The organism is Nocardioides immobilis, from assembly GCF_003515065.1.
GTDB lineage: Bacteria > Actinomycetota > Actinomycetes > Propionibacteriales > Nocardioidaceae > Nocardioides > Nocardioides immobilis.
Map to the genome: position 1 here is coordinate 192,817 of NZ_QXGH01000010.1, position 24,224 is coordinate 217,040.

At 68.7% G+C, this 24,224-nt stretch carries 24 protein-coding genes; all 24 read left to right on the forward strand.

Features of this window, described 5'->3' with window-relative positions; translation table 11 throughout:
• Positions 1-416: 416 nt before the first annotated feature.
• The 24 genes from D0Z08_RS04675 to D0Z08_RS04790 all read left to right on the forward strand — a co-directional run bounded on the left by D0Z08_RS04675 (position 417) and on the right by D0Z08_RS04790 (position 24,222).
• Positions 417-599, forward strand: a complete 183-nt coding sequence (locus tag D0Z08_RS04675; protein WP_118923145.1) for a hypothetical protein — start codon at positions 417-419, stop codon at positions 597-599.
• A 935-nt stretch (positions 600-1,534) separates the two neighbouring features.
• On the forward strand, positions 1,535-2,122 hold the full coding sequence (locus D0Z08_RS04680; protein ID WP_220454035.1) for a hypothetical protein: 588 nt from the start codon (positions 1,535-1,537) through the stop codon (positions 2,120-2,122).
• Positions 2,110-3,039, forward strand: a complete 930-nt coding sequence (locus D0Z08_RS04685) for a hypothetical protein (protein WP_147381315.1) — start codon at positions 2,110-2,112, stop codon at positions 3,037-3,039. The genes D0Z08_RS04680 and D0Z08_RS04685 overlap by 13 nt, the downstream gene beginning before the upstream one ends.
• Positions 3,036-3,731 carry an SAF domain-containing protein gene (locus tag D0Z08_RS04690; protein WP_118923151.1) on the forward strand — a complete coding sequence of 232 codons (696 nt, stop codon included), beginning with the start codon at positions 3,036-3,038 and terminating at the stop codon, positions 3,729-3,731. The genes D0Z08_RS04685 and D0Z08_RS04690 overlap by 4 nt, the downstream gene beginning before the upstream one ends.
• Positions 3,732-3,735: 4 nt before the next feature.
• On the forward strand, positions 3,736-4,812 hold the full coding sequence (locus tag D0Z08_RS04695; protein ID WP_118923153.1) for a hypothetical protein: 1,077 nt from the start codon (positions 3,736-3,738) through the stop codon (positions 4,810-4,812).
• Positions 4,813-4,913: 101 nt separating this feature from the next.
• Positions 4,914-6,134, forward strand: a complete 1,221-nt coding sequence (locus tag D0Z08_RS04700; RefSeq protein ID WP_220454036.1) for a TadA family conjugal transfer-associated ATPase — start codon at positions 4,914-4,916, stop codon at positions 6,132-6,134.
• A gap of 1 nt (position 6,135) precedes the next feature.
• Entirely contained in the window at positions 6,136-7,017 is an 882-nt protein-coding gene (locus D0Z08_RS04705; RefSeq protein WP_220454037.1) for a type II secretion system F family protein, read from the forward strand.
• The gene (locus tag D0Z08_RS04710; protein ID WP_118923157.1) at positions 7,014-7,919 is read left to right on the forward strand and encodes a hypothetical protein; all 906 of its coding nucleotides are present in this window, start codon (positions 7,014-7,016) and stop codon (positions 7,917-7,919) included. Before D0Z08_RS04705 ends, D0Z08_RS04710 begins: the two co-directional genes overlap by 4 nt.
• Positions 7,920-7,952: 33 nt before the next feature.
• Positions 7,953-8,147: a hypothetical protein gene (locus tag D0Z08_RS04715; RefSeq protein ID WP_118923159.1), complete on the forward strand. Its 195-nt coding sequence runs from the start codon at positions 7,953-7,955 to the stop codon at positions 8,145-8,147.
• 49 nt (positions 8,148-8,196) lie between these two features.
• On the forward strand, positions 8,197-8,655 hold the full coding sequence (locus tag D0Z08_RS04720) for a TadE family protein (RefSeq protein ID WP_118923161.1): 459 nt from the start codon (positions 8,197-8,199) through the stop codon (positions 8,653-8,655).
• Entirely contained in the window at positions 8,645-9,115 is a 471-nt protein-coding gene (locus D0Z08_RS04725; protein WP_182481151.1) for an ATP/GTP-binding protein, read from the forward strand. The genes D0Z08_RS04720 and D0Z08_RS04725 overlap by 11 nt, the downstream gene beginning before the upstream one ends.
• Positions 9,112-9,573: a hypothetical protein gene (locus tag D0Z08_RS04730; RefSeq protein WP_220454038.1), complete on the forward strand. Its 462-nt coding sequence runs from the start codon at positions 9,112-9,114 to the stop codon at positions 9,571-9,573. Before D0Z08_RS04725 ends, D0Z08_RS04730 begins: the two co-directional genes overlap by 4 nt.
• A 17-nt stretch (positions 9,574-9,590) precedes the next feature.
• Positions 9,591-12,800 carry a LysM peptidoglycan-binding domain-containing protein gene (locus D0Z08_RS04735; RefSeq protein WP_118923163.1) on the forward strand — a complete coding sequence of 1,070 codons (3,210 nt, stop codon included), beginning with the start codon at positions 9,591-9,593 and terminating at the stop codon, positions 12,798-12,800.
• 162 nt (positions 12,801-12,962) lie between these two features.
• Positions 12,963-13,208 carry a phospholipase D-like domain-containing protein gene (locus tag D0Z08_RS33645; protein ID WP_425454039.1) on the forward strand — a complete coding sequence of 82 codons (246 nt, stop codon included), beginning with the start codon at positions 12,963-12,965 and terminating at the stop codon, positions 13,206-13,208.
• Between the two features lie 306 nt (positions 13,209-13,514).
• Positions 13,515-14,669 carry a hypothetical protein gene (locus D0Z08_RS04745; protein WP_118923167.1) on the forward strand — a complete coding sequence of 385 codons (1,155 nt, stop codon included), beginning with the start codon at positions 13,515-13,517 and terminating at the stop codon, positions 14,667-14,669.
• A gap of 432 nt (positions 14,670-15,101) precedes the next feature.
• Positions 15,102-16,097, forward strand: coding sequence for a hypothetical protein (locus D0Z08_RS04750; protein ID WP_147381316.1), 996 nt, complete (start codon positions 15,102-15,104; stop codon positions 16,095-16,097).
• 49 nt (positions 16,098-16,146) lie between these two features.
• Positions 16,147-16,377 (forward strand): hypothetical protein, encoded by a 231-nt coding sequence (locus D0Z08_RS04755; RefSeq protein ID WP_147381317.1) that lies wholly within the window; start codon positions 16,147-16,149, stop codon positions 16,375-16,377.
• 233 nt (positions 16,378-16,610) lie between these two features.
• Positions 16,611-17,228, forward strand: coding sequence for a hypothetical protein (locus tag D0Z08_RS04760; protein WP_118923173.1), 618 nt, complete (start codon positions 16,611-16,613; stop codon positions 17,226-17,228).
• A gap of 40 nt (positions 17,229-17,268) precedes the next feature.
• Entirely contained in the window at positions 17,269-17,547 is a 279-nt protein-coding gene (locus D0Z08_RS04765) for a hypothetical protein (RefSeq protein WP_245993670.1), read from the forward strand.
• Between the two features lies 1 nt (position 17,548).
• A complete protein-coding gene (locus D0Z08_RS04770; protein ID WP_118923177.1) occupies positions 17,549-18,415 on the forward strand; it encodes a hypothetical protein in 867 nt (288 codons plus the stop codon).
• Between the two features lies 1 nt (position 18,416).
• Positions 18,417-19,178, forward strand: coding sequence for a hypothetical protein (locus D0Z08_RS04775; protein ID WP_118923179.1), 762 nt, complete (start codon positions 18,417-18,419; stop codon positions 19,176-19,178).
• Positions 19,175-21,139, forward strand: coding sequence for a type IV secretion system protein (locus D0Z08_RS04780; RefSeq protein ID WP_118923181.1), 1,965 nt, complete (start codon positions 19,175-19,177; stop codon positions 21,137-21,139). The genes D0Z08_RS04775 and D0Z08_RS04780 overlap by 4 nt, the downstream gene beginning before the upstream one ends.
• A gap of 24 nt (positions 21,140-21,163) precedes the next feature.
• Positions 21,164-22,672 (forward strand): SCO6880 family protein, encoded by a 1,509-nt coding sequence (locus D0Z08_RS04785; RefSeq protein WP_118923183.1) that lies wholly within the window; start codon positions 21,164-21,166, stop codon positions 22,670-22,672.
• 56 nt (positions 22,673-22,728) lie between these two features.
• Complete coding sequence (locus D0Z08_RS04790; RefSeq protein ID WP_245993649.1) at positions 22,729-24,222, forward strand: ATP-binding protein; 1,494 nt, start codon at positions 22,729-22,731, stop codon at positions 24,220-24,222.
• Positions 24,223-24,224 lie beyond the last annotated feature (2 nt).

The window sequence follows — 24,224 nt, forward strand, 5'->3', positions numbered from 1 at the left end:
GCAGCCGTTCAGCTGTCCTCTTGTGCCCCCGGCCAGAGTCGAACTGGCGACCTTTCGCTTAGGAGGCTGGCACTCAAATCGCGCTGACCTGCAGAGACACACCCCGAGGCCCCGGATTCGCACAGCTTTCGCACAAGCCGGGCTCTGGAGACGGTGCAGGCCGACGCACGTCCCCGGGATCGATGCCACCGGATCGCTCGAGGCCGCCACGTGCAACATTCTGAAAGTCTCGCCGCCGACGGCCAAGATGTCGAGGAGGTCGCGGGCACCGCGCCTGGCTCACCCGCGGGCCCGAGGGGACCGTGATCCAGCTCGTCGGACCACGAGCGCGGTAGGTTGCTGCTGTGCTGACTCGTAAGCTTCCGCCAGTCAGGCCGTTTGAGGTGCGTCTTCGTCACCACCGGGAGGGCACTCCGATGGCCGACGACGAGACCTACACCTGGGCCGGTCACGCGACCGACGAAGCTCACGCGGTGGTGCTCGCCAAACGAGCTGCCAGCGGCGACGGATGGGCGCCGGACGGACCGGTCGGATACCGCGTCGTCGAGACTGTCGGGTTCCTTCCTGTCGCGCACGAGTGGGTCGACCACGCCTCCTGAGTGAAGTAGCCGGCTACGACCGACTTTGTGGTTCGAGCGCGCCGCCGATCAGGGTGCCGAGCGTCGCGCACTGAGGCCCGTGCGTCGTTGGCGGTATGACCAGCTTCGGTGATCGCACGGTCACGCCACCCTCCTTGCGCGATAGATCCTGGTCTGGCTTCCGCTGGTGTGAACGCGTTGTGGCGCCCGACAGTTCGAGTGGCTTCAGAGTCCGTCGGAACGCAACGAAACCAGGCGCCGACTGACTCGCGGGCCGTTCGGGGCCACCGACGAGGTGACTTGCGACGCCGCTTGCCACCGACCCACCGATGTCGGTCCGACGGCCCTCACGGTGATCCCAAGAGGCTTAGAGCAAGCACTCCAACGACAAGAGCTGAGCCGATCGAGTGAGCGCTCCAGGGCTGGCTCGGTTGACGTGTGCCATGCGACCAGTTCAGTTCCAACAAGTATCGGTCGCAGTGATCGCACAGGACGCCCTCCTCGACCTTGTAGGACAGCGGGCCTCGTGCGGGTTCGCCTCGGACCCTGCAACGGGAGGAACAGACGGTGACTGCAACGCACCCGTCTGAGCCGCGCTCCATTAGAACCAGAGAAGTGTCGGCCGTGGCCGCAGCCACCCCAGCGTCCATGGAAGGCAGGCGCGGCGCGTCAACGGTTAGGGACAGCCGAGGGCATCGCCGCGTCCAACGCGAGATCCCCCTCAAACCTGAGAGTCGCGACGGCGCGACCACCGCCAGGAATACGCGGAGCGCCGTCGGCATCTCAGCGAGTCGGTTCATTTCGAACGGGAGGTGGACCGACTCACCTCAGGATTCATGCCTGTGGATAACTGCCTTTCGCCCACGAAGCGGCATACCCTCAGGAGGAAAACGCACGGACGATCACTCGGGAGGTCGGTGCTAATGATGCTCCGTCGCGCTACATCCGTCGCAGCTGTGCTGGGGGCCCTTATGGTCGCCGCGGCATGCGGAGGGGGCGACGACCCGCCGACGACGTCGCCGGACAGCGAGACCTCGGAGAGCCCCACCGAACCGACCGAGCCGATCACCACCCCTCCGGCCTGGGAGAAGGAGTACACGGAGAAGCAGCTTGCCGCGTACGACGCAGCCTTCGGTCGTTGGGAGATCTACGAGAGTCGCTCCGAGGCGATTTGGGCTGAAGGGAAGGCCACTGACCGCGCAGAGGCGTTCTTCAAGCAGTACTTCCCGTCGCCGATCTGGCAAGGCTTCTATCAGCGACTCGAGACCTATGAACAGGTCGATGTCCAGATCGAGGGCCTTGCAGACGTGTACTGGTCCAAGCCCAAGACGATCAGCAAGGACGGACTCTCGGTCGTGGTCGACCAGTGCCTTGACTACACGACGATCAAGACCACACAGCGCGGCAAGCCGGCCCAGCCAGTTGCCTGGCAGCAGAAGCCGAACCTCCGCACGATCACCCTCGAGAAGCCGGAGGGCCACGACTGGCTGATCTACGGCGTGGTTGACGCAACAGGCGGTAAGGCGCGGCCATGCAAGCCGTGAGGATGCTGGTTGGTGCCGTCATGCTGGCAGCTGCGCTGCCGTTCGGTCTCTCGTCGACCGCGGCCGCCGATCCACCGTCCTGTCCGACCGGCGAGACGCCGTCCGAGATCCCTGGCGGCTGGATCTGCATCCCCGTGCAGAATCCGGGCGACCCCGACACCGAGGATCCGGGCAACGGCACCCCTGGCGGCGGCGAGCCGACCCAATGCCAGGACGGCGACAAGGTAGTGCCCTGCACTGACGAGCACGGCGGGACCTGGGACGCTGGGCACGGCTGCTACGGGTTCCGCCTCGATCCACAGCCGCCTGCGAATTCGCCTCTTTGGAGAGGGCACGACCCGTCTGAGGGGAGCATCTGGAGTTGTGACCACACGGTCTCGGTGCTTGAGAACACCTGGTTCGTTGCCAACGGCGCTGAGCCGCTAGTCGACCCGGCCGTACTCGCTCAGACTGCGCTCGGCCGCATGAAGCTGGAGCGTGCAGACGCAGAGATCGCGCCTGGTCCTGAATTCCACACCTACGTGCATATCGATAACTGGCTGTGGGTTCCCGCCGATCAGTGGCGCGCCCTTCGCGAAACAGTGAGCGCTGGCCCTACATCGGTCACGGTGACCGCTGCTCCTGCCCGGGTGGAGTGGGACCTAGGCCCTGAGACGAAGATCTGCTATGACGCCGGCCGTGCCTGGGTGAAGGGCATGACCGACGCCGCGAAGACCACGTGCTCGCATGCCTACGAAGCGATCGACAACCCGATCGGCGACACCCACGACGTGTCGGCGCAGATCGTCTACGGCGCGACCTGGACGTGCTCGGGCGCATGCGTGAGCCCCTCCGGGGATCTCGGCGAGATCACGGCCCCATCAGGGGAGACGACGACGATCGAGGTGCGGCAGCGCCAGACGGTGGTGACCAATTGACGCTCTCAACCAACACCGAGCGCATGGCCGACGGATCGTCTCGGGACCAGGGTCTCGGGCTGCGCTCCACTCTGGGACAGGTCACGAAGAAGCGGCCGCGCAGGCTGGGCCAGTGGGTCGCGACGATGCTGTTCGTTCTCGTCGTGGTGCTAGGTCTGGTGACGCTGTTCCAGTCGCAGAGCGACCGCGTTGAGGTCCTCGTGGTCACCAACCCGGTCGCAGCCGGCCAGGTGATCGACAAGGACGATGTCCGTCCGGCGCAGGTCGCCGGAGTTGATGGCGCTGTTCATGCCTCAGATATCGAGTCGATCGTCGGGAAGCGCGCCGCCGCGGGTCTCGTTGACGGGCAGGTCCTCACCGACGCGGCCCTCAGCGAGGAGGAGGTCCCCGCCGACGGCGAACGGCTCGTCGCGATCCGGCTGGACAAGGGTCGCGTTCCTGGAGGCCTGATCGCCGGAGACCTCGTGGACGTCCTCGCGGCTCCGCCGGAGGGTGACCCGGGCACCAAGGCCGAGTTGGAAGCACCCAAGGTGCTGGCGACTGGGGCTCGCGTTGACTCGGTCGGGAAGACGCCCGAAGGGGCTGTGGTCGTGACGGTCCTGGTCGAGGACGGTCTTGCGGATGTGATCGCCGCGCACAGCGCAGCTGGACAGGTGACCATCGTCCAGGCTCCGCTCTCGGGCGAGGAGTGAGTCGATGCTGTTCGCCGTCTGCTGCGACCGCGGGGCTCCAGGCGCCACAACCACCGCGTTGGCGCTCGCCGCTGCTCGCGGCAAGCCCGCCGTTGTGGTTGAGGCCGACCCGTACGGCGGCGACCTCGCACTGCGGCTCCGGCCCGAGGGCCGTGCTCTCGCGGCCACCCCGACCGTGCTGGGCATGGGCGCAGGGCGCTCAACCCAACAGCTCGCCGAACGGCCACTGGTGCAGGCGGGGGCGCAGCGGCCGGGTGAGCCGCGCCACCTTGACCTGTGGCGCTCGGGGTCCCACCAGCTCAGCGACACCGTCCGGGTGGTTCCCGGCTTCCTGACCGCTGAGCAGGGCTCGTCGTTGTCGTGGGGTGCAGTGACCGCGACGTTGGCTTCGCAATCTGTTCCGGTGTTCGCCGACATTGGCCGCATCCACGCTGGCTCTCCCTCAATGCCGATCGCGGCCGCCGCCGACGCGCTGATCATGGTGTGCCGGGGCGACCTCGGATCGGTGCAGCACATGATCTGGCGGCTCGAGCAACTTGCGCCTGCGATCGCGGAGAAGAACGGTCAGCCGCCGTTGGTGTTGCCTGTGGTGGTTACCGGACACCGCAGCGGTGCTCGGCACGCCGGCCAGATTGCCGAGTTGCTGGCGGATACGGCGGCGGCTCCCACGATTCGCGGCGTGGGCTGGATCGCATGGGACCCCGCCGCGGTGGACGCTCTGGTCGAAGGCGGAGACCCCTGGGCCAAGCCGTTGCGGCGTTCGAAGCTGATGCAGTCGGCCCGTAAGGCGATGTGGCACCTCGGGTTGGCGACGGGCATCGACCACGCGACGCCGGAGGAGATGAAGAAGGGACGCCGTCGGGCGTCGGTCAGTGGTGAAGCTCAGCAGCCCATGAGGCCGGCTATGGCCGATGGCGCCGGCGAGTGGATGCCGGCCGGCATGCAGCCGAGTTGGTCGCATAACACCCAGCCGACGTCGGGGCCGACGAGGGCGGCGTCCGCAACCGGCGACCGCGAAATGCTGCTTGAAGAGCGGCACACCGGCTGGGCCGCCGGTCGTACGACGGGGGAGGGCAGTTGATGGAGGTCCGGGGTGCTGACCACACGCTGTTGCGGCGGCTGCAGGTACGGGTCGGTGATTTGCTCGAGGCGCAATTGGCCGACCGCTCCCGGCATGGCCAGGTGCCTCTGACCGAGGAGGGCGTCGACGCGCTCAAGGCGGAACTGGCGCACCGGGTCGTGGAGACCTATGCCCGCGAGTTGGCCGAGGCTGGCCACCCGACGATGTCCTGGGAGGACATGCAGGACCTCATCCAGGGACTGAAGAACCGGCTCTATGGCGCCGGTTCGCTCGAGGCGCTGCTGCGTGATGAGCGCATCGAGGAGATCGACATCAACTGCTGGCAGAAGGTCTTCGTCGACTACACCAATGGTGTTAGGGCGAAGGTGCCGCCGGTATTCGCCTCGAACGAGGAGCTGATCGAGACGATCCAGACCCTGGCCGCGCACGAAGGCCTGTCTGGTCGCGCGTTCGATAGCGCAAACCCACACGTGAACTTTCGCCTCGGGTCCGCTCGTGTGCAGGCCGTCATGTCGGTCGCTACCGCGCCCGCCGTCGCGATCCGACTACATCACCGGCACATGCGGTACACGCTCAAGGACCTGATCCAGGGCGGAACCATCGACGAGAAGCTTGCGGACTTCTTCCGCGCGGCGGTTCGGGCGAAGAAGAACATCATCATCGGGGGCGAGACGAGCGCTGGGAAGACAGTGCTGCTCCGCGCGCTGGCCGCGGAGATCTCGCCGGAGGAACGGCTGCTCACGATCGAGCGGGCCCTGGAGCTCGGCCTCGAGGACGACGAAGACGCCCATCCCGACATCGTGGTGATGGAGGAGCGGCTGCCCAACGCCGAAGGGGAAGGCGCGGTGCCGATGCGCGAGCTGCTCACGGTCTCCAAGCGCATGCGTCCCGACCGGGTCATCGTCGGTGAGGTGCTGGGCGACGAGATCCTGGTGATGCTCAACGCGATGATGCAGGGCAACGACGGGTCACTGTCCACGATCCACGCCAACTCCAGCGACGGCATCGTGGAGAACATCTGCTCCTATGCGGTCCAGGCCCCCGAGCGGCTGCCGCGGGCGGCCACGATCAGCATGATCGCCAACGGCCTGGATTTCCTGGTCTTCATCAAGCGCTACCGCGGCGACGGCCAGCAGCGACGTGTCGTCGCTTCCGTTCGCGAGGTCGTGGGTCACGAGGGCGAGATGCTGGTGACCAACGAGATCTTCAAGCCCGGGCCGGATGGCCTGGCGTTGCGCCATCGTCCCACGGCGATCCGCTGTGTGGAGGCGCTGCGCGAGGTCGGCTACCGCGACCCCGGTGAGCCTGGAGGGTGGGCCTGACATGGTTGCTGTTCTCGGGGTGCTTCTGGCGGTCGGCCTCATTGGCCTTGTGCGGCTCGCCCGCGGTCTCCCGCTGCTACCGGTGGACCTGACCAGGTTCACCCGTCGCCGGGCCGCGATGTCGAAGCGCGAGCAGCGGACCATGGTCCTGGCCGCCGTCGTCGGCGTCGGGGTGCTCGCTGTGAGCCGCAATGCGGTGTTCGCGGTTATCGCGGCCGCCGGCGCGGTCCTGTGGCCGCTGGTGACCGGGGGAGGGAAAGCCGAACGCGCGGCACTGGCCAAGCTTGAGGCGCTCGCGGCCTGGACCGAGTCGCTGCGCGACCTCGCCCAAAAGGGCGCGGGGCTGGAGTCAGTCATCCCGCGCACCGTGGACACTGCCGCCGACGTGCTTGCGCCCCCACTGCGGCACCTGTCGTTCCGGCTCAGTGTCCGAGTCCCGCTCCCCGAGGCGCTGAGCCTGTTCGCTGACGAGGTCAACGACTCCAGCGCGGACTTGGTCGTGGCCGCGCTGGCGCTGGCTGCTCGGCAGCGCAAGGGCCAGTTGTCCCGCGTCCTCACCGCGCTGTCGACGTCACTTCGCGACGAGCTCGAGCAGCGCACCAAAGTGATGCGGGAGCGGAACACGGTCCGCTGGGAGGCGGGCCAGGTCGCGGTCTTGACGGCGGCCCTGGTCGTCGCCGCGAGCCTCTTCAGCCCACAGGGTCTCCCGGAGGCCAGTAGTGGTGCGGCCGAGGTGCTTCCGCTGCTGCTGGCCACCGCGTACGTGTTCGTGTTCAGCCGGGTGCGCAAACTCGCCGAGCCCGAGCCCGAGCCGCGGTTCCTCTCCAGTGCCAGCGAGGTCCTCGAGGCCGCCAGCTACCGACCCAAGGGGGTGAACCTATGACCCTCGTCGTGCTCCTAGGAGTGGCGCTGGCGCTCGGGCTGCTGCAGCTGCGCCACATGGCTTTCCCGCCCTCTCCCGACCTGGTCGCCGAGATCGAGCAGTGGCGGCACAGCCGTGAGGTGGCCACTCGCCGCGCCGGCACCGATGAGCCGATCTCCCCGCTGGGCCGAATCACCCGCTGGGTAGCCGAGACGCTGCGGGCCAACCGCCCTGAGTTCCTCGACAACATCGCGCCCGACCTGGCCATCACTGGCCGCGACCTCCAAGCCTGGCTCTCGAAGGTCACCGCGCTCACACTGGCGTTCGGACTCGGCCCGACCCTGATCATGCTCGGCCGACGCCTGGGCGGGAACGACGTCTCATTGCAATGGGGACCGGTGTTGGGCGTCGTGCTCGCGGCCGCCGCGGTGCTGCTGTCGGTGAGGGATCTGCGCACGGAAGCGAACAAGCGACGTGAGGAGTTCACGCGCGCGCTGTCGATATACATGGACCTGGTCGCTATGAGCATGGAGGCCGGGCAAGGCCACGCACAAGCGCTGCCCGCGGCCGCCCAGATCGGAACCGGCCAGGCCTTTGGTGAGATGCGGACCTCCATCGAGCTGGCGCCGTCGAAGGGCATCAGCGCGTGGGAGGCCTTGGGTCAGCTGGGGGAGCGCTACCGGATCCCCGAGCTCGTCAGCCTGCGCTCGAGCATCGAGCTTGCCCAGGACGACGGCGCGCGTGTGAAGGCATCCCTTATCGCGCGCGCCGACACGATGCGCTCCACCCGGCTGGCGGCGGCGGTCGAGCGCGCCAACAACGCAACTCAGTCGATGCGCCAGCTGACCCTGGTCGCCGCCATGCTCGCCGCGATCTATATCTGCGGCCCGTACATCCTGGCTCTCCGCGGTGCGGCCGGCTAGGTGGATCAACACATCTCGGGAGGAGGGAATCAAGTGATTCGGATCTATCTGATGCTCGCAATGGTGATGGGCCAGGTCATGGCTCAGCCCCGGAGGCGAGACGAGCGCGGAGCCTCGGCGGTGGAATGGCTGATCATCCTGGGCGCCGGCATCGGCATCGCATATTTCGCCGGCGACTCGGTCTGGACGTTCGCCAGGGGGCTGGCCGGCAGCCTGGGCGGCCAGTAACCCAAGCGGCGGATGTGAGCATTGAGCAGGCCGGAGAGGAGGAAACCCGATGAGCAGGTGGAAACTGTGGCGCCAGCGGCGCCGTCGGCATCGACCGCGTGATGAGCGCGGCGCGTCCGGACCGGAGTTCCTCATCATGGCGATGGTCCTGTTCCTCGGCTTCACCATGCTGGTGCAGTACGGCATCAGGATGCACGCCAACCGCGTCGCGGAGGCCGCGGCCCAAGAGGGTGCGCACACCAGCGCCCGATTCGACGGTACCGCCGACGATGGTCGGCAAACAGCCGACGGCTACGTGGACGAGGCCGGCAACCCGGCTGTGAGCGGGTCAACCGTCACCTCCAGCCGATCCAGCACCCAGGCGACGGTCACCGTGACCGTCCAGATCGTCTCGCTGATGCCCTGGCTCGACGACCCGATCACTCAGACCGCGACCGTCCCGGTGGAGAGGTTCGTCGAACCCTCCCGCGAGTTCACCAATTTCGAAGGGTCCGGCGGTGGGAACTGACGCGCCACGCCTGCGTCGCGCATGGCAACGAATCCGTGTTTCGCGGGACGAGCGCGGCTCTCTGGCCATCGAGACGTTGATCATGACCACCGCCGCCATGTCGCTGGTGATCGTCGTGGTCGCTGCTGGCCGCTATGTCGATGGCTCGGCACAGGCCAACGACGCCGCCTATGCCGCGGCCCGGGCCGCATCTCTGCAGTCGAGTGAGGAGAGTGCGATGACGGCGGGCCGGCAGGCTGCGGTCGATGCGCTCTCCGATCGCGGCAAGGCATGCCAAGACATCTCGGTCTCCTTCGCTGGCAGCGACATCAGCCCAGGTGGCCAGGTTGTCGCGGAGGTCGAGTGCACCGTCAGCCTGGTCGACACCGGAGCCCTGGGTGCCTCGCTGGGCCTGGCGCCCAAGCGGGTCTTCGTAGAGCGTGCGGTCGTCGCGATCGAGACCTACCGGAGCGAGCAGTGACGGGCCGCCTCCTCGACCGGATGCGCGCCCATCGTCGACGCAGCGGGGCGCGCCGGACCCGAGATGAGCGTGGCGCCGCCGCGGTGTGGACGCTGATCATCACCACCACCGCGTTCGTGGCGCTGCTCGGCCTGGTCGGCGGGGGCGGCGAGCTCATCAACCACCAGGTCGACGCCCGCCGGGCCGCCGAACAGGCAGCTCGGGCTGGGGCAGACGAGTTGTCCGCGTCCGCCGTCCGGTCCGGCAGCGACCGCGTCGACGCTGGCGACGCAATCGCCCGTGCGCGAAACGTCCTGCACCAGGCTGGCTGGTCCGGCACCGTCCGCGTCCAGGGCAGCACCGTCATTGTCACCGCGGCCGGCACCCGTCACCCGCAGTTCCTCGGGCTGCTCGGTGTCGGGTCGGTCAACATCCGCGAGACCGGGACCGCTGACGCGATCTCGACTCCGGACGGGTAGGGAGAGAGGAACACAACATGTCGAGGCTCGTGCGCGGGATCGGTGCGCTCTTGGCGCTCATCGCCCTGGTCGTCGGAACGCCGCTGGCCCTCCTCTCCTGGGTCGGGAACCCGTGGCCGCACGGCGGATGGGCAGAGGTCCAGCTGCTGACCAACCGCACGATGATCGGCGGCCTGGCCGCGCTCGGGTGGGCTCTGTGGGTCCAGATGGTGGCCTGCATCCTCATCGAGGCGGTCGCCACCGTCCGCGGGATTAGCGCTGACCGCGTGCGCTTCGCCCTCGGGGGCCAGCAGGACCTCGCACGGATCCTGGTGACCTCCGTCGCCGCGCTGGGCATCGGCGCCAGCACCCTCGCCCAGGACCACACCGCGGCCGTCGCCGCCCCGCACGCCCCCGTCGGCCACGCCCAGGTGCATGACCAGACCGATCGCGCCCTCGAGCGTGGATCGCAGATCACCGCCGAGGCGCCGACTACCGTTTGGAAGCTCGCCGAGACCCATCTCGGTGATGGCGGCCGCTGGCAGGAGTTGATCGACCTGAACCGCGGGTTGGTCATGTCCGACGGCTCGACCTTCACACAGGCAACCCAGACCATTCCCACGGGTACCACCTTCCGGCTCCCAGCCGGTGCGCAGCTGCAAGCCGAGACGGCGCCCGCCGGTGGTGACTACACCGTCAAGCCGAACGACACCCTCTGGGACATCGCGGGCAGGGAGCTCGACGACCCCACCCGCTACATGGAGCTCTTCGAGGCCAGCAAGGGTGTCGTCCAGCCCGGGGGAGCGCACCTGGTCGACCCAGACCACATCGAGCCCGGCTGGACCATCACGGTCCCGGGCGGCGTCGACGAAGTTTCCCCGCAGCCCGACCACCAGCCGGATGAGAAGCCTGGGCACCGCGGTGGCGGTCGCGACCACGCGCCCTCGGAGAACCAGCAGGCGCCCCAGCACGGTGAGGGCGAGGACCGCGGCCAGCTCCCGGAGAGCCCGCCCGTGACCCAGCCCGGGGTCGCTCCGCCGGCCGAGACGACCCCGGAGACACCGCCGGTCGCTGACGTCGACGAGGCGGACGCTGGTGACGACAGCGTGCTCGACGCGCCCTGGGTGCTGCCTGGCCTGACCGGTGGGGGCGTACTGCTCGCCGGCGCCCTGTTCATCGGCCTCCAGCAACGTCGGCGTGCCCAGTTCCGTACCCGACGCCCCGGACGGTCGATCGCCGCACCCGCCCCGGAGCTCGCCCCGGCCGAGATGACCATCACCGCCGCCGGCTGGCCCGCGGCAGCAACGGTGGAGTTCATGGACGAGGCGCTGCGACGACTGGCCGCCTACGCACAAGCCAGCGACACCCTGATGCCGCCGCTCGCCGCGGTCGAGCTGCACGACGACATGCTGACCCTGCACCTGAGCGCGCCGACCGACCTGCCGGCGCCGTGGCATGGCACCCCAGACCGGGCGCACTGGTCGTGCTCTACCGCCACCGAGGCCGAAGACCTCGGCCCGGCAACCGGTTGGGTCGAGGCGCCCTACCAAGTGCTCGTCACGATCGGCCAGAGCGATGCCGGTGACCTCTGGCTGCTCAACTGCGAGGAGCTCGGGACGCTCAATATCATCGGCGACCAGACCCGGGGCCGCGACTTCGCACGCCACCTCGCCGCTCAGCTCGCCGTCAACCCCTGGTCCCGATCGGTCACCGTCGACTGCATCGGAGTCGCTGAGGAAGCCGCGCCGCTAGGCGAGCGGATCCGCTACCACACTTCGGGCCAGCCGGGCACCCGAGTGACCGCGGAAGTGTTGGCCGAAGCGGTTGCGATGGTCGACCGCGTCAACGGCCACGACACCGATGTGACCACCGGTCGGACTGGCCAGGTCGACGACGACGTCTGGCCGGCTCGCATGCTGCTGGTCGACGCCGCTAGTGAGGACCCGGAGGCGCTGACCGAACTGCTGAGGCTGGTGGACGAGCAGCGCGGTCGGACCGGCACCTCGATCGTCGTCACCGGCGACCGTGCGGGCACCCCCGGCCCGGTGCTGGCCGTCACGCCGACTGGGCGGGTCGGGCTCGAGCAGCAGGGGCTCGACCTGGTCGCGGTCAGGCTCACCAGCGACGAGGCCACTGGCTGCGGGTTGCTGTACGCGCAGAGCGAGAACCTCGAGGACGTCGACGTGCCCGTCGACGAGACCGCCACCGAGGGCTGGGAGGCCTACGCCGACCAGGCCGGCAGCCTGCGCCGTGAGCACACACTGCCCCGCAACGCACCCCGTCACGTCGTCGGCGAGCCCGTCACCACGCTCCTCGAAGCATCCGATGAGGACTATCTGCGAGAAGCGCCCGTGGTTCGGGAGGACCTCGAGGCGATCGCGCCGAAGGTCCCGGCCCGGGTTCGCGCCGAGGTCGAGGGGGCCGATCCCACGCTGGATCAGGACCTGACGGACTGGTTCGACCGGTCCTCGCCCCGCCCCAAGCTCTCCCTACTCGGTGCGGTCACCCTGCGCACCCACGGCAAGCCCCGGGACAAGTACCAGGCGCTGTGCATCGAAATCGCGGCGTTCCTGGCCCTGCGACGCCGCAGCGGCGCGACTCGCGACGAACTGCAGGATGCGATCGGCTGGAACGACCCGGCCAAGGTACGCAAGTACGTCAACCTGGTTCGCGAATGGCTCGGCAGCGACCCCGAGACCGGGGACCCCTACCTTCCCCACGCCGACAAGACACCGGCTGCGAAGGCCCGCGGGATCAAGGTGTACCAGGCAGGGCCGGGGCTGCTGGTCGACCTTGATCTTTTCAAGCGGCAGGTGTTGCGCGGCCAGGCCCGCGGTGGGGCACAAGGCTTGGCGGACCTCGCCCGCGCGCTCGAGCTCATCTCCGGGCACCCCTTCACCCACCTCCGCGAGGGTGGCTGGTCTTGGCTCTTCAAGGGCGAGCGGCACGATCACTACGTGACCAAGGCGATCGCCGACGTCGCCCTCACCGTTGTCACCGGCTGTCTCGAGAAGGGCGACCTTCGGCAGGCTCGCGCGGCCGCCGAAGTCGCGCGGATCGCTGTCCCCGAGGAGGAGGTCGCGCAGCTGTGCATGGTGCGCGTCGAGCACGCTGAGGGAAACCGGACCGAGGCCGAACGGATCCTCATCCAGGACGTGTGCAATCGCTCAGACGACGGAGAGGCGCCCACCGATCTCCCCGAGCGCACCGCCGAGATCATCCGCAACCACGAGTGGCTGGCCAGTTGACCCAAGCTGTCGCGTCGGATGCCGCGATCTGCGAGCGAGGCCATGCCCCTGCTCGAGCGCAACGCAGACAATCCCAATTTCAACGGACATGGCGACTCTTTCCCCGGTCTTGCCGCCCGCCGGCTGGCATGGCCAGCAGACGCACGCCCCGCAGATGCCTCCATGCACGCGAAGGTGCTCGTCGTCGACCGCCGCACCGCACTCGTCGGCAGCGCCAACCTCACAGGTCACGCGCTCGAACGGAACCTCGAATGCGGCCTACTCGTGCGAGGCGGGCGGAGCAAGGTGCACCACCACCAGGTGGAAGGCGGCGTGTCGACGCGACGCAATGGTGGGGTGAAGCAACACGCGCGAGACGACCAACCAGCGTTAGAGCCGACTGGTGCCGGCGGGAGGTGTTGGACATGAACTCCGATCGAGGGATCCCGGTAACGGTCTCAAACGCCTGGATGACCTGGAACCAGTGTCGTCGATCCTCACGGCGTGCTTGCGGACCGCGTCGGGGGCGACGTTGGCCAGGCGGATCTCCACGTCCTCGCGTGATAGCTCATATTGGCGGCCGTTGAGGGTGAGGCGGACTGTCGTGCGGCCGGACTCTCCACGGCCGGAAACTACGACCATGGGCCGACATTCGAAGGCCGGTTCTCGGCGTTATCGGCGGGTAGGCCTGGATGGGAGGCGTACGGGACCTTCTTGCCCGTAGCGTTATCGACCGTGACCGCCTTCTCCTACGCGCCATCGAGCCGTCAGATCATCGCTTCGTGGCGCATCGGCGCTCCCCGGCGAGCCGAGCCTGTCGCGGGGGTTCCGGAATCGTGCGAGGAAGAAGGCGCCGACCTGCTCGTCGCAGCGCTTTGCGGCCTGTCCGAGGCCGCTTGGGCCACGTACGCCGACATCGACGAGTCCGCTGACCCGGACGAGACCAACACCGAGCAGTGGCATCTGCGAGAAGAGCGCGCTGACTTCGACAAGGCCCGCGTGTTGACCATCGAGCCGGGCGAGCGGGACAGATGGCCCTACTCGCCGCTGCTGAGCGCAGCCAAGCGGCTCGGGCTCGTTCTGGATGAAATCGGCGACGCCAGGCTGCGCATCCAGATTGCCCGCGCCGTGGACCGCGAGCTCGACGCCGTCGTCGCGGCCGACATGGGTGACTTCGCCGGGCTGGCACAGCAGGCCGTCACGCTCTCACGCCTTTCCGCCTCCCCCGTCCAGATCCAGGCCGCTTGGGCGATCTTGGAGCGCGACCTCCTCGGAGCGCATGACGTGCATGAAGCTTCCGTGGATCCGACCGCTGCCTGTGTCGCGACGACCGTCTGGTTGCGCGCTGCCGCGATCGTTGCGACCGCATCGGATCCAGGCGACCCGAGCCCGGACCGATGGACGAGGGCGGTCGCGCGAGCCGACGACATCGAGGCGATGCCGATCGACACTATCGCTGTCGTCTTCCGCTCGCTGGCCGACGGCCTGAGTCCGCGTGCGACCGTGGAACGTCTCGTCCGCAATGCGCACCGAGTCGCGGCCGGGCAGATGCCGGGCCTCGACGGGTTGCGAGACCGGCTCCTTGGTCTCGACGATCTGACCGAGAAGGTCGACCAGCAGACAATGAGCAGGATCCTCGACGAGGTCCGTGTCTGCGTCCTAGATCCGCTACGCCCAGCTCCGTCGCTTCTCGAAGCCTTGCACACGGCCATCTTCGGCTGCTTCTTGCTGTGGCGCGCCGAGATTCTGGTCGAGGACCCCGTCGTCGACGACTGCGAAGACGACCAAGACCTCGAAGAGATCGAACCGGACAACGACCCACGCCTGCGCGAGGCCTTCGCCGCAGCAGTGGCTGCCGTCGCCGTTCGCACCGACCGGATGAGCCTGTGAGCGCAGTGCCTAGACCGTGCCGATGACTAGACCGATCCGCGGTCCAATGACCAGGAATGGGCCGAGAGGGACGCGGACGCCATGGGTCGCCCACCGCCCCGCCACGGCGCGGCCGACTACGTAGGCGACCGCCAGTAGGCCTCAGCTGAGCGTCCGCCGACTAGCTGGCGCATCGCCAGCTGACGGTCGCTCGTTCGCAAGGACGCTCGCGCTGACTCAATGTGCACCGATTCAGAAAGAACCGACACGTTCGAGACAGTTCGCTGCATCTCGACGAGTCGGGGGTTCAACGAGGTCGGCGAAATCTTTCTCAACTTTTGGGGGGACGCACCGCTGACCTGCGAAAACACGTATCGCAGGGGTTGCGTCCCCCCACGAAATCGGGCCTAGGGGGGACGGCTAGGGGGACGCCCGAGCGCGACCTTTCCCGGCGTGGACAGCCACGACGGACAGGAGCGCAGGACGATGAGCGTTGGGGATCAGCTCGGGATCGAGGAGAACAGTGAACTGCTTGACCTAGCCAGTGAGCGGTGGGCGGCATGGGTGGTCGCAGATGCCCGTCTCGGGGTGGTTGACCGATTCGACGACCTCCGCGGCTGGCTGCCTACCGTCGAGCGGGAATCGGCTGACGAGGTTCTTCTGGCGCTGGCGATGCTGGCTGCTCCCGACGGTGGCGACGATGTTGCCGCGGCGGCGGCGCTGGCCAAGTGTCTGCTGCCCGGTGCCTGCAACCTTGCCGGCTGGTTTCTCTCGCTGCCGCCCAGGGGCTGGGCACCGCGAGACAGCCAGCCCGTCGTTGACGGGCCCGGGTCGCTGTCGACCCGAATCAACGAGCTGGTCGCCTCCCAGTTGTGGATCGAGGTCCGCACCTTCCCCTGGCGGCGGCTGACCAAGGTCGCGGCCAACATCCTGATGAACACCAAGGTGGGTGTCCTGCGCGAGGTCGGTGACTACTTCCAGGTCGCGCGTTCCGATCGCACTTGGGCGAACACCACGCTGATCGAAGCCTTCTCCTACGGTGACCGCCCGACCCTGAGTGCCAGCGAGTGGTCCGGCGATGACCATCCGCCCACCGAGCGCGTAGCCGCCGCGGCGTTCCATCGACCGCTCCTTCTAGCCGTCGAGAGCGGCGAGGTCGCTACCGAGCCGTCGGCCGACGTCGAGTTGCTCGAGCTGCTGACTTGGGCGTGCGACACGGAGGTGATCAGTCGGGCCGACCGGCACCTGCTCCTGTGTCTGGTCGACGAGGCGTCGCGCGTCGAGATCCGCAACACCGGCCGCGGCTACGGCGGGCTGCTAGCCACGGAAGTCTCCATCAGGGTCGCGCCTCGGGTCGGGAAGTCCGAGGCCACCGTCCGCCGTCACGCAGCCCGCAGCATGCGCGCCTTGGCCGCCGCGGCACCCGGCAAGTTCGGTCATGAGGAGTGATCGCTCCGGCAGCAGCAACCGACCTAGTCGGTTGAAGGTGGTGAAGCCGATGACGAGCAACCGGGACGACGGGCAGCCGACCGTGGAGCACAGCCCCGAGCAGATCGCGGAGTTGTTCGAGATCGCCGGTCGAGAAACTGTCGCGATCCGCCAGCTGACCGGCTGCGTCCAACAGCTCCAGCGGGCCCAAGAGGCCAAGCACATGCTCTCGACCCTCACCCCGGCCGAGATCCGAGGCGCCCTCGAACTGCGGCGCCTGCGAGTCGGTGAGGGCAAGTGACCACCACCGCATCCACCGGCCGGCGACCGGTGTCCCTGGACGAGTTGAAACGCGCCTGGCGGGCCCTAGAGGCTGGCGAGTTCCGGGCCTCACCGCCCGTGACCGGCAGCACTTGTTCGGGGGGCTCGGGCACCCGAGCGGCTGAATGGACCCCGGGGGCGGGGGAGCGGACCGTGGCTGTCCTCGGGTGCTCCGGATCAGTCGGCGCCAGCACCGTCGCACTGGCAACTGCCATGAGCGCGACCGGGCCGGTCCGGGTCGTCGAGTGCTGCTCGGTGACCGCCTCAGGGCTCGCCGCGGCGACCACCGCGGAACTCGGCATGCATCCGTCCGGCTGGAGGCGGGGCAAGCGGGACCACGTCCTGCTCGAGCGCACCAGCGAGGTCCTCGCCGGCGTCGACGAGGTCCCCGCGCCGATCGAGACCGAGCACGAGGACCAGCTGACGATTCTCGACATCGGGTGGGAGGCAGGCCAGCTGCTCGCCACCGACTGCTGGCTCGCCCACGCCGTCCGCGGAGCCGACCAGGTTGTCCTCGTGACCAGGGCGACCGTCCCCTGCATGCGGCGCCTTGATGGTGCCCTGCACCTGCTCACCGGCGGCCGGCAGTCCGAGCAGATCGTCGTGGCGGTGGTGGGACCCCGCCGCAAGAAGTGGCCCAAGGCCGTGGAGCACTCCGGCGGCGCGGCTGTCCGTAGCGCGCTGGCGGGAGAGCGCTGCGTGGAGATCCCCGAGGTCCGCGAGCTCGCCGTCACCGGACTGGACTCCCTACCCATCCCCGCAGTCCTGGTCTCGGCAGGCCGGCATCTGCTGGAGCTGCATCACCAAGCCGACACCTGCCCAACCTCCTGATCAACAACAACCCCCGAAGGGAATCAGCCCAGTGGAAGCCATGACCGTAGTGCTGGCCGCGAAGGTATGTCCCAAGGCGCCGCCCGGCGCTGTCGGCCCCACGAACGAGATCACCGGCTACGTGCTGTGGGGCGTCATCATCCTGTTCGGCCTGGGCATCATCATCGCCATCGGCGCGATCATTGCCGGCCGCGTCTTCTCCCTCCCACACGCCTCCAAGGTCGGTGTCATCTCGGTTGTGGTCGTGTTCGCCTGCGCGATCGCCTACCTGGTGCTGCCCGGGATGCTCAATGGGATCCTCGGTAGGGGGTGCATTTGAGGTGCGCCGCGCAGCCACGAGAGCCGTCGATGACTCAGGCGAGTGGGGCCGGCGTCGGCTGCTCGGCATCTTCGTGACGGCGGTCCTCGTGGCTGGGCTCGTCCTGGCCGGCATGGTCTACGCGGTCCACCTGGCGCTCGCCGGCATCGGTGATGACACCACCGCGGCACCAGGCGTCGCCCTTGGCGAGACCGAGCACTCCACGGTCGCCGAGGGCGCCGACCGGCGGGACGAGATCGCAGCGGAGCCGATGCTCCAGGTTCCCGAGAAGGCCGCCTTCCCGGCCGACCCTTCGAGCGAGGACGCACCGAGCATCCAGATCCCCACCGGCAGCGGGATCCCCGGGCCGGGGTTGGTCATGACCGGCTTCCCGCACACACCTGAAGGCGCGATCGGACAGCTGGCTCAGATCGACGTCGCGGTGCTGCAGGCGATGAGCCTGCACACCGCTGATGAGGTGTACCGCAGCTGGGCGCTGCCCGGAGGGGTCGCACCGGAGGACTGGTGGATCACCGCCAGCGTGCGGGCGTTCCTGTCGAGCACCCAGATGGGCGACGTCAAGGACCCCGACTCCTCGGTGACGGTGGAACCTGCCGCCGCGCTGGTCAAGGGCACCGACGGTTCGGACTGGGTCACGGTCTGCGTGCTGATGAAAGTGACCGCGACCTACCGGCAGGAAGGGCAGATCGCGTTCGGTCACTGCGAGCGCATGCAGTGGGCGGGCGGCCGCTGGATGATCGCGCCCGGCATCCCCCCGGCCCCCGCCCCCTCGACCTGGCCCGGCACCGATGCGGCCCTCCAAGCCGGCTGGCGTAACTGGGTCACCGAGCACTCCGACCACTCGATCCACCCTGAAGGGGAGCAGTGACATGCCTGCGCTCGAGCACCGTCTCAACCACCAGGGTCGCGCGCTGTCGATCGTCGTCTTGGCGGGCGTCGCCTGCCTTTTCGCGGCGGTCGTCTGGTTCCCGACCAAGGGAGGCGACGCCGAGGCGAGCGGCCAGGCGCCGTCCTCGAGCGGAGAGCCGACCGCGGTCAGCACTCAGGAGGCCCCGGCCGCGGAAACGGCGCCCAAGGACGGCGTCACTCTCCCGGAGGGAGCCAGCCACGTTGACGGCTACCCGGTCGAGTTCCCCTACTCCGATCTCGGCGCGGTCGCCGCACAGGCGGAAGTAGCCAAGGCCCAGGTCGGCTTCGACTATGACCAGGCGGTCGCAGTCGCCGGCGTCTACTCCGCCCCCGAGTACCGGGAGGTGTTCGAGACCCGCTCCCGCGAGTCTGTCGCTCTGCGTCGCCAACAGGCCGGCGTGCCCGTGTACGGCGACGTGCCCGCACCCGCCTCGTACGCCGTCACGCCCGTCGCGTTCACGGTCGAGGAACTCGCGACCGACTACTACGCGGTTAACCTCCTCAGCTACGTCACGCTCACCGGTACCGACGGCAGAATCAAGGATGGCCTGTACGCCGGTACCCAACTGCTGCAGTGGATCGACGGCGACTGGAAGCTGGTTCAGGGCAGCAGCGAGGACATCCAGCGCCTGGTCGACGCGGGCCAGCCACGGGCGGTCGCGCCGGACACCCCGGCGTTCGATCAGGCGGGCTGGATCCGGATCAACGGGGCGCCCCAGTGAGCGCCCACAGCCTGCTGGCCCGACACCTGGAGCGACTCCTCCTTGCCGCCCTGGGCGCGACCCTGGTCACCGGCCTACTGTGCGCCGTGCCGCGCGTGCAGCTGGCCGCGGCAGCCGCTGAGACGCCCATGAGCACAGCCTCGCTCAGCGCGCAGGCGAGTCCCGGCAGCGGCCTTCCGGCCCGCGTCCTGAAGATGGGCTGCATCGGCCCCGACGAGCTGTGCGATCTCGGCGGAGGGGCGCTCGACTGCGCCACGAACCCCAAGGACTGCGCCGGCGACATCAAAGACGGCGTAGAGAACGGCGTCGATAACGGGCTCGACGGCCTCGGCGGGATCGCCGGCGACCTCAGCGACCTCCCCGGCCTGAACCTACCCGGCGGGGTGCCAGGGCTCGGTGGCTGCGGGATTCTCGACGCCATCTGCGACGGCGGCCTTCCCGGCATCCCTGGCCTGCCCGGCCTGCCTGGAGTCCCCGATGTCGCTTCCATCTTCGGCGGCGGAATCCCGGGCCTGGACGACATTCCGAACCCGTTCGAGGGACTCGGCGAGATCATCGCCGAGGCAGCTGCGGACGCCTGGACCGCCGCAATGCTGGCGATCTGGAACTCAGGCCTGTTCATCCTGCGGATTGTCCTCACGTACTCCGAGCTCTTCCTCACCCCCGATCTGAGTGCGGACGGGCCGGGCAAGGACGTCTATGCCTTCACGCTCTGGCTAGCACTGGCGATGGTGGTGATCCTGGCGATGATCCAACTGGGCGCCGCGGCCTTCAAACGGGAGGGAAAGAGCCTCGCCCGGGCCTTCATCGGCGCCGGCCAGTTCGTGATCGTCTGCGCCTGCTGGTTCGGGTACTGCGTCGTGATCGTCGCCGCATGCGGGGCGATCACCCACGCGCTGATGAAATCGCTGCTGGGGGTGAACAGCTGGCCCAAATGGGACCCGCTCGGCGAGCTGGGCACCGACACGATCGCCGACGGAACGGTCGCCACTGTGCTCGCCTTCCTCGGAGTGTTCCTCTGGCTGGCCGCGATCGGGCACATCTTGGTCTACCTCGCCCGCGCCGCATCACTGCTGGTGCTCACTGCGACCGGACCGCTGGCGGCTGCAGGCCTGGTCGCCGACGCCACCCGCTCGTGGTTCTGGAAGAGCCTGCGCTGGTTCCACGCCGCCGCGTTCACGCCGGTGCTGATGGTCATGGTGCTGGGCATCGGCGTGCAGTTCGCCAACGGAGTGGCCGCGCACCTTGCCGACGACACCCAGAAGGCGATCGGTACAGCCCTTCCGGCAGTGATGTTGATCTGCGTCAGCGTGGTGGCGCCGCTGGCCCTGTTCAAGCTGCTGGCCTTCGTCGACCCGGGCACCCCGTCGGGCGCGTCGTTTCGTCAGGGCATGGCGATCCAGGGCGGCATCCAGGGGCTGTTGTCCGGCGGCGGCGCCAGCGGCGGCTCCTCGGCCGCGTCCTCGTTCGACTCCAGCGGCCGCTCGTCGGGCGAGCAAAGCGCGGAGAGCTCCACGGGTGACCGGTTCAGCAAGTCCACCCAGGGTTTCCTCGGCAGCCTCGGTCCGGTCGGTCAGGCGCTGTCGACCGGCATGGGCATGGTCAGCAGCGCCGGAGCGAAGGCCACCTCACTCATGTTCGACGAGACCAACCAGGCCGGCGTCGGACAGAACACCTACGGGCCCGACTTCAGCAGTCTTCGCAGCAACAACACCAACAGCGGGGGCCAGTCCATTGATGGCGGCCAGTCCAGCGGACGGAAGCCGCAGCAAGACAGCTGCGGCGGCGACGACCCGCCGACCCCGCCGACCCTCCCCGGTGGTGGATCCGGCTCAGGCGGTCAGGGCGGCGGCTCGCGCGGGGCAGCACCGAAGCCTCCCGGCGGCGCTGGCGGTGCTGGCGGAGCCGGCGGCGCGGGCGGAGCCGGGGCAGCGGGCGCAGTCCCCCCGGTCCCGGTCTAACGAGCACGGAAAGGAACACCGATCATGGCGACGACGTACGCCGAGTATCAGCGGGACCGCATTGGCTGGTTCTTCGGTATCTCCGGTGGCCAGCTGATCGTCCTGGCGGCGGCCAGCCTGCCGATGCTCTGGGCGATCAACAAGGCAGCCTGGCTCTCAGCGTTGCTCCTGGCCCTCATCTGGATCGCAGTCCTGTTCGTGACGATCGTGCCGGTGCGGGGCCGGTCGGCCACCGGGTGGATGTTCGCCTGCACGGCGTACGCCGTTGGTGGCCTCCTGGGCTGGACCTCGTTCCGGTCGAAGGCGTCGACCGGCCAGGCCGAGGACCTCGACACCCCGGACCTGCCGGGCGTCCTGCAAGGAGTCCAGGTCCACGACGGGCCGCCGCTTGGGTCGAACCTGCAGCGGGTCGCGATCATTCAGGACCACGCCACCAAGACCTGGGCGGTGACCGCCGCGGTGGTGCACCCCGGCATCGGGATGGAGGACGCCGACGAGCGGCACCGATACGGAGAGGCGCTGACGGGGCTGATCGACGTCGCGGGCAGGACCGAGAAGATCGAGGAGATCCTGTTCACGGTCCGCACCGTGCCCGAGGATGGCGCTGAACGAGCGCTGTGGGTCAGCAGCCACCGGCGGCCGAACGCGCCGGCACTCTCCGAGCGCGTCAACGGCGACCTGGCCCACGGGCTCACCCAGGCATCGGTGCGCACCGAGCAGTTCGTGACGATCGTGGTCCCCGAAACCCGGATCGCGAAGGCCGCCAAGGAATCCGGCGGCGGGCTCGAGGGCCGGTGCCGGGAACTGTATCTGCTGATGGCCGAGATCGAGGCCCAGCTGCGCGGCCCGATGCGCACGACCACGGTCAACTGGCTGACCTCGCCCGAGCTCGCGCTCGCCTGCCGCACGGGGTTCGCCCCCGGGGACCGCGCCGGAATCGTCGAGGCCCTGGCGATGCGCGAGAAGGACTCCGGGGTGAACGCCGAGGTCCCGTGGGCGATGGCGGGTCCCTCCGGCGCAGACTCGGTCGTTCGGCATTACAGCCACGACGCGTGGAACTCGGTGAGCTCCACGATCAAGCTGCCCGCACGGGGCGTGGTGATGGGTGCGCTGGCGCCGGTCCTGACTCCGAGTGAGTCCGGCGAGCGGCGCTCGTTCGCGGTCGCCTACCCAATCGTTCCCCAGTCGAAGGCCGACCGGCAGTCCGGGAACGCCGAGTGGGCCGCAGACCTGGCCGAGGGCATGCGATCCAAGGTCGGGATGAAGATCCGAGCCAAACAGGCCGAGGACGCCGCCAAGGCCCGAGGTCTGGACCAGAAACTCGCCCGCGGCAACTACCTGACCCGCCCTTACGCCGTGTGCACCGTCACCGTTCCCAAGACCGCTCGCATCAGCGAGTTCGGGCGCCGGCTCGACGCCTCGGTGCGCCGCGCTGGCTTCGCGCCGCTTCGACTCGACCTCTCCCAGGACGCCGGGTTCGCCGCCTCCACCATCCCGCTCGGAATCAGCCTCACTCGGAAGGGCAACGCCTGATGAGCCAGACCAAGCGCCCTGCACGTCGCCCTGCACGTCGCCGCGGTGGCCGTGACATGGCCGCGCTCCTCTCGGACTTCGGGCACGACCTGCCGCTGGTGCCTGCGCCCGCTCCCCTGGGCAAGGACCCACGCCTGTTCAAGTACGCAGGGCGCCGCGGTGCCGCGAAGCCGCGCCGTGGCTGGTCGGCCGCGAAGGCGCCCGCACTGGCATGGCGGATGACCTCGGACCAGGCGCCGGTGTTCTGGCCGTTCATCTCCGCTCCGGCGCTGCCGCCAACCGGCGCGCAGATGGGCATCGACCAGCTCTCCGGCGGCTCGTTCTACGCTGACCCGTTGGGCTGGGTGCTGCGCGATGACGTTCCGGTGACCAACCCAAACGTCTTCTTCTTCGCCAAGCCCGGACTCGGGAAGAGCGCAACGACCAAGGCGTTCTGCCTGCGAATGATGCCGTTCGGCTACCGCGTCCTCATCTTGGGTGACCCCAAGGACGAGTACGAGAAGTTGTGCCGGGCGCTCGGCGTCGAGCCGTTCGCGATCGGCCCCGGGATGCGGACGCGGATCAATCCGCTCGCCAAGGGGCCGTTGGGGCAGGGCTGGGACGAGTTGCCGGCCGAGGAGGCACGCCGCCGCGCCACGATCATCTTCGGCCGCTGGCTCACCCTGGTCCGTGGCCTGGTTGGCTCGATGCGCATCGGCACGAACCACGTCCCGTTCGGACCAACCGACGCCGATGTGGTGCACACCGCGCTGGAGTACCTCACCGGATACGGGCAGGGGAGCACCCAGTTGCGCGAGACCACTATCCCCGAGCTGTGGCACCTGCTGCACAACCCGACCCGGGAGCTCGTCTCGCGCTCTCGGTACGCCACCATGCAGCAGTTCCTCGACGAGACACGGCTGCTGCGCGACGCACTCGGCCAGCTGGTCAAGGGTGCTCTGGCCGGCCTGTTCGACGATCACTCCAACATCGAGGTCGACTGGCGGGCACCGATCCAGTCGCTGAGCCTGTCCCGTCTCGACGACCTCGGCGACGAGGCGGTCGGCATCGCACTGTTGTGCCTGAACTCCTGGGGTCGCGGAATGCGGGAGACCGCGGAGCCCGGGGACCTGCGGATCGTGGTGCGCGACGAATCGTGGCGCCAGTTGCGCCTCGGCCCGGATGCGGTGAAGTCCTTCGACGCGGATCTGCGGCTCTCGCGCGGCGTGGCCGGCCGGGGCGGCGACATCCAGTTCGCGATCGCCCACAAGCCCTCTGACCTGCTTGCCGCCGGTGACGCGGGCTCGCAGGCCGCCACCATCGCCAAGGACCTACTGGACCTGGCGGACGTGAAGATCCTCGGCGGGCAGAACCCGAAGGTCGCCCGCGAGCTCGACTCGATGCTCGGCCTGGGGCCGGTCACCCAAACCCTTGTCACCGGCTGGGCCCGCCAGGACAAGGGTCGCGCGCTGTGGTGCGTCGGGGAGGCCACCTACAAGGTCCGAACGGTGCTCCACCCGCTCGAGAGGGACCTGACGTGGACAAACGAGGCCATAGAGACAGCGTCGTAGCG

Coding starts and splice junctions, on each gene's coding strand:
- D0Z08_RS04675 (WP_118923145.1), top strand. CDS start 417: ATGGCCGACGACGAGACCTACACCTGGGCCGGTCACGCGACCGACGAA.
- D0Z08_RS04685 (WP_147381315.1), top strand. CDS start 2,110: ATGCAAGCCGTGAGGATGCTGGTTGGTGCCGTCATGCTGGCAGCTGCG.
- D0Z08_RS04695 (WP_118923153.1), top strand. CDS start 3,736: ATGCTGTTCGCCGTCTGCTGCGACCGCGGGGCTCCAGGCGCCACAACC.
- D0Z08_RS04705 (WP_220454037.1), top strand. CDS start 6,136: ATGGTTGCTGTTCTCGGGGTGCTTCTGGCGGTCGGCCTCATTGGCCTT.
- D0Z08_RS04710 (WP_118923157.1), top strand. CDS start 7,014: ATGACCCTCGTCGTGCTCCTAGGAGTGGCGCTGGCGCTCGGGCTGCTG.
- D0Z08_RS04720 (WP_118923161.1), top strand. CDS start 8,197: ATGAGCAGGTGGAAACTGTGGCGCCAGCGGCGCCGTCGGCATCGACCG.
- D0Z08_RS04735 (WP_118923163.1), top strand. CDS start 9,591: ATGTCGAGGCTCGTGCGCGGGATCGGTGCGCTCTTGGCGCTCATCGCC.
- D0Z08_RS33645 (WP_425454039.1), top strand. CDS start 12,963: ATGCACGCGAAGGTGCTCGTCGTCGACCGCCGCACCGCACTCGTCGGC.
- D0Z08_RS04755 (WP_147381317.1), top strand. CDS start 16,147: ATGACGAGCAACCGGGACGACGGGCAGCCGACCGTGGAGCACAGCCCC.
- D0Z08_RS04760 (WP_118923173.1), top strand. CDS start 16,611: ATGAGCGCGACCGGGCCGGTCCGGGTCGTCGAGTGCTGCTCGGTGACC.
- D0Z08_RS04765 (WP_245993670.1), top strand. CDS start 17,269: ATGACCGTAGTGCTGGCCGCGAAGGTATGTCCCAAGGCGCCGCCCGGC.
- D0Z08_RS04775 (WP_118923179.1), top strand. CDS start 18,417: ATGCCTGCGCTCGAGCACCGTCTCAACCACCAGGGTCGCGCGCTGTCG.
- D0Z08_RS04785 (WP_118923183.1), top strand. CDS start 21,164: ATGGCGACGACGTACGCCGAGTATCAGCGGGACCGCATTGGCTGGTTC.
- D0Z08_RS04790 (WP_245993649.1), top strand. CDS start 22,729: ATGGCCGCGCTCCTCTCGGACTTCGGGCACGACCTGCCGCTGGTGCCT.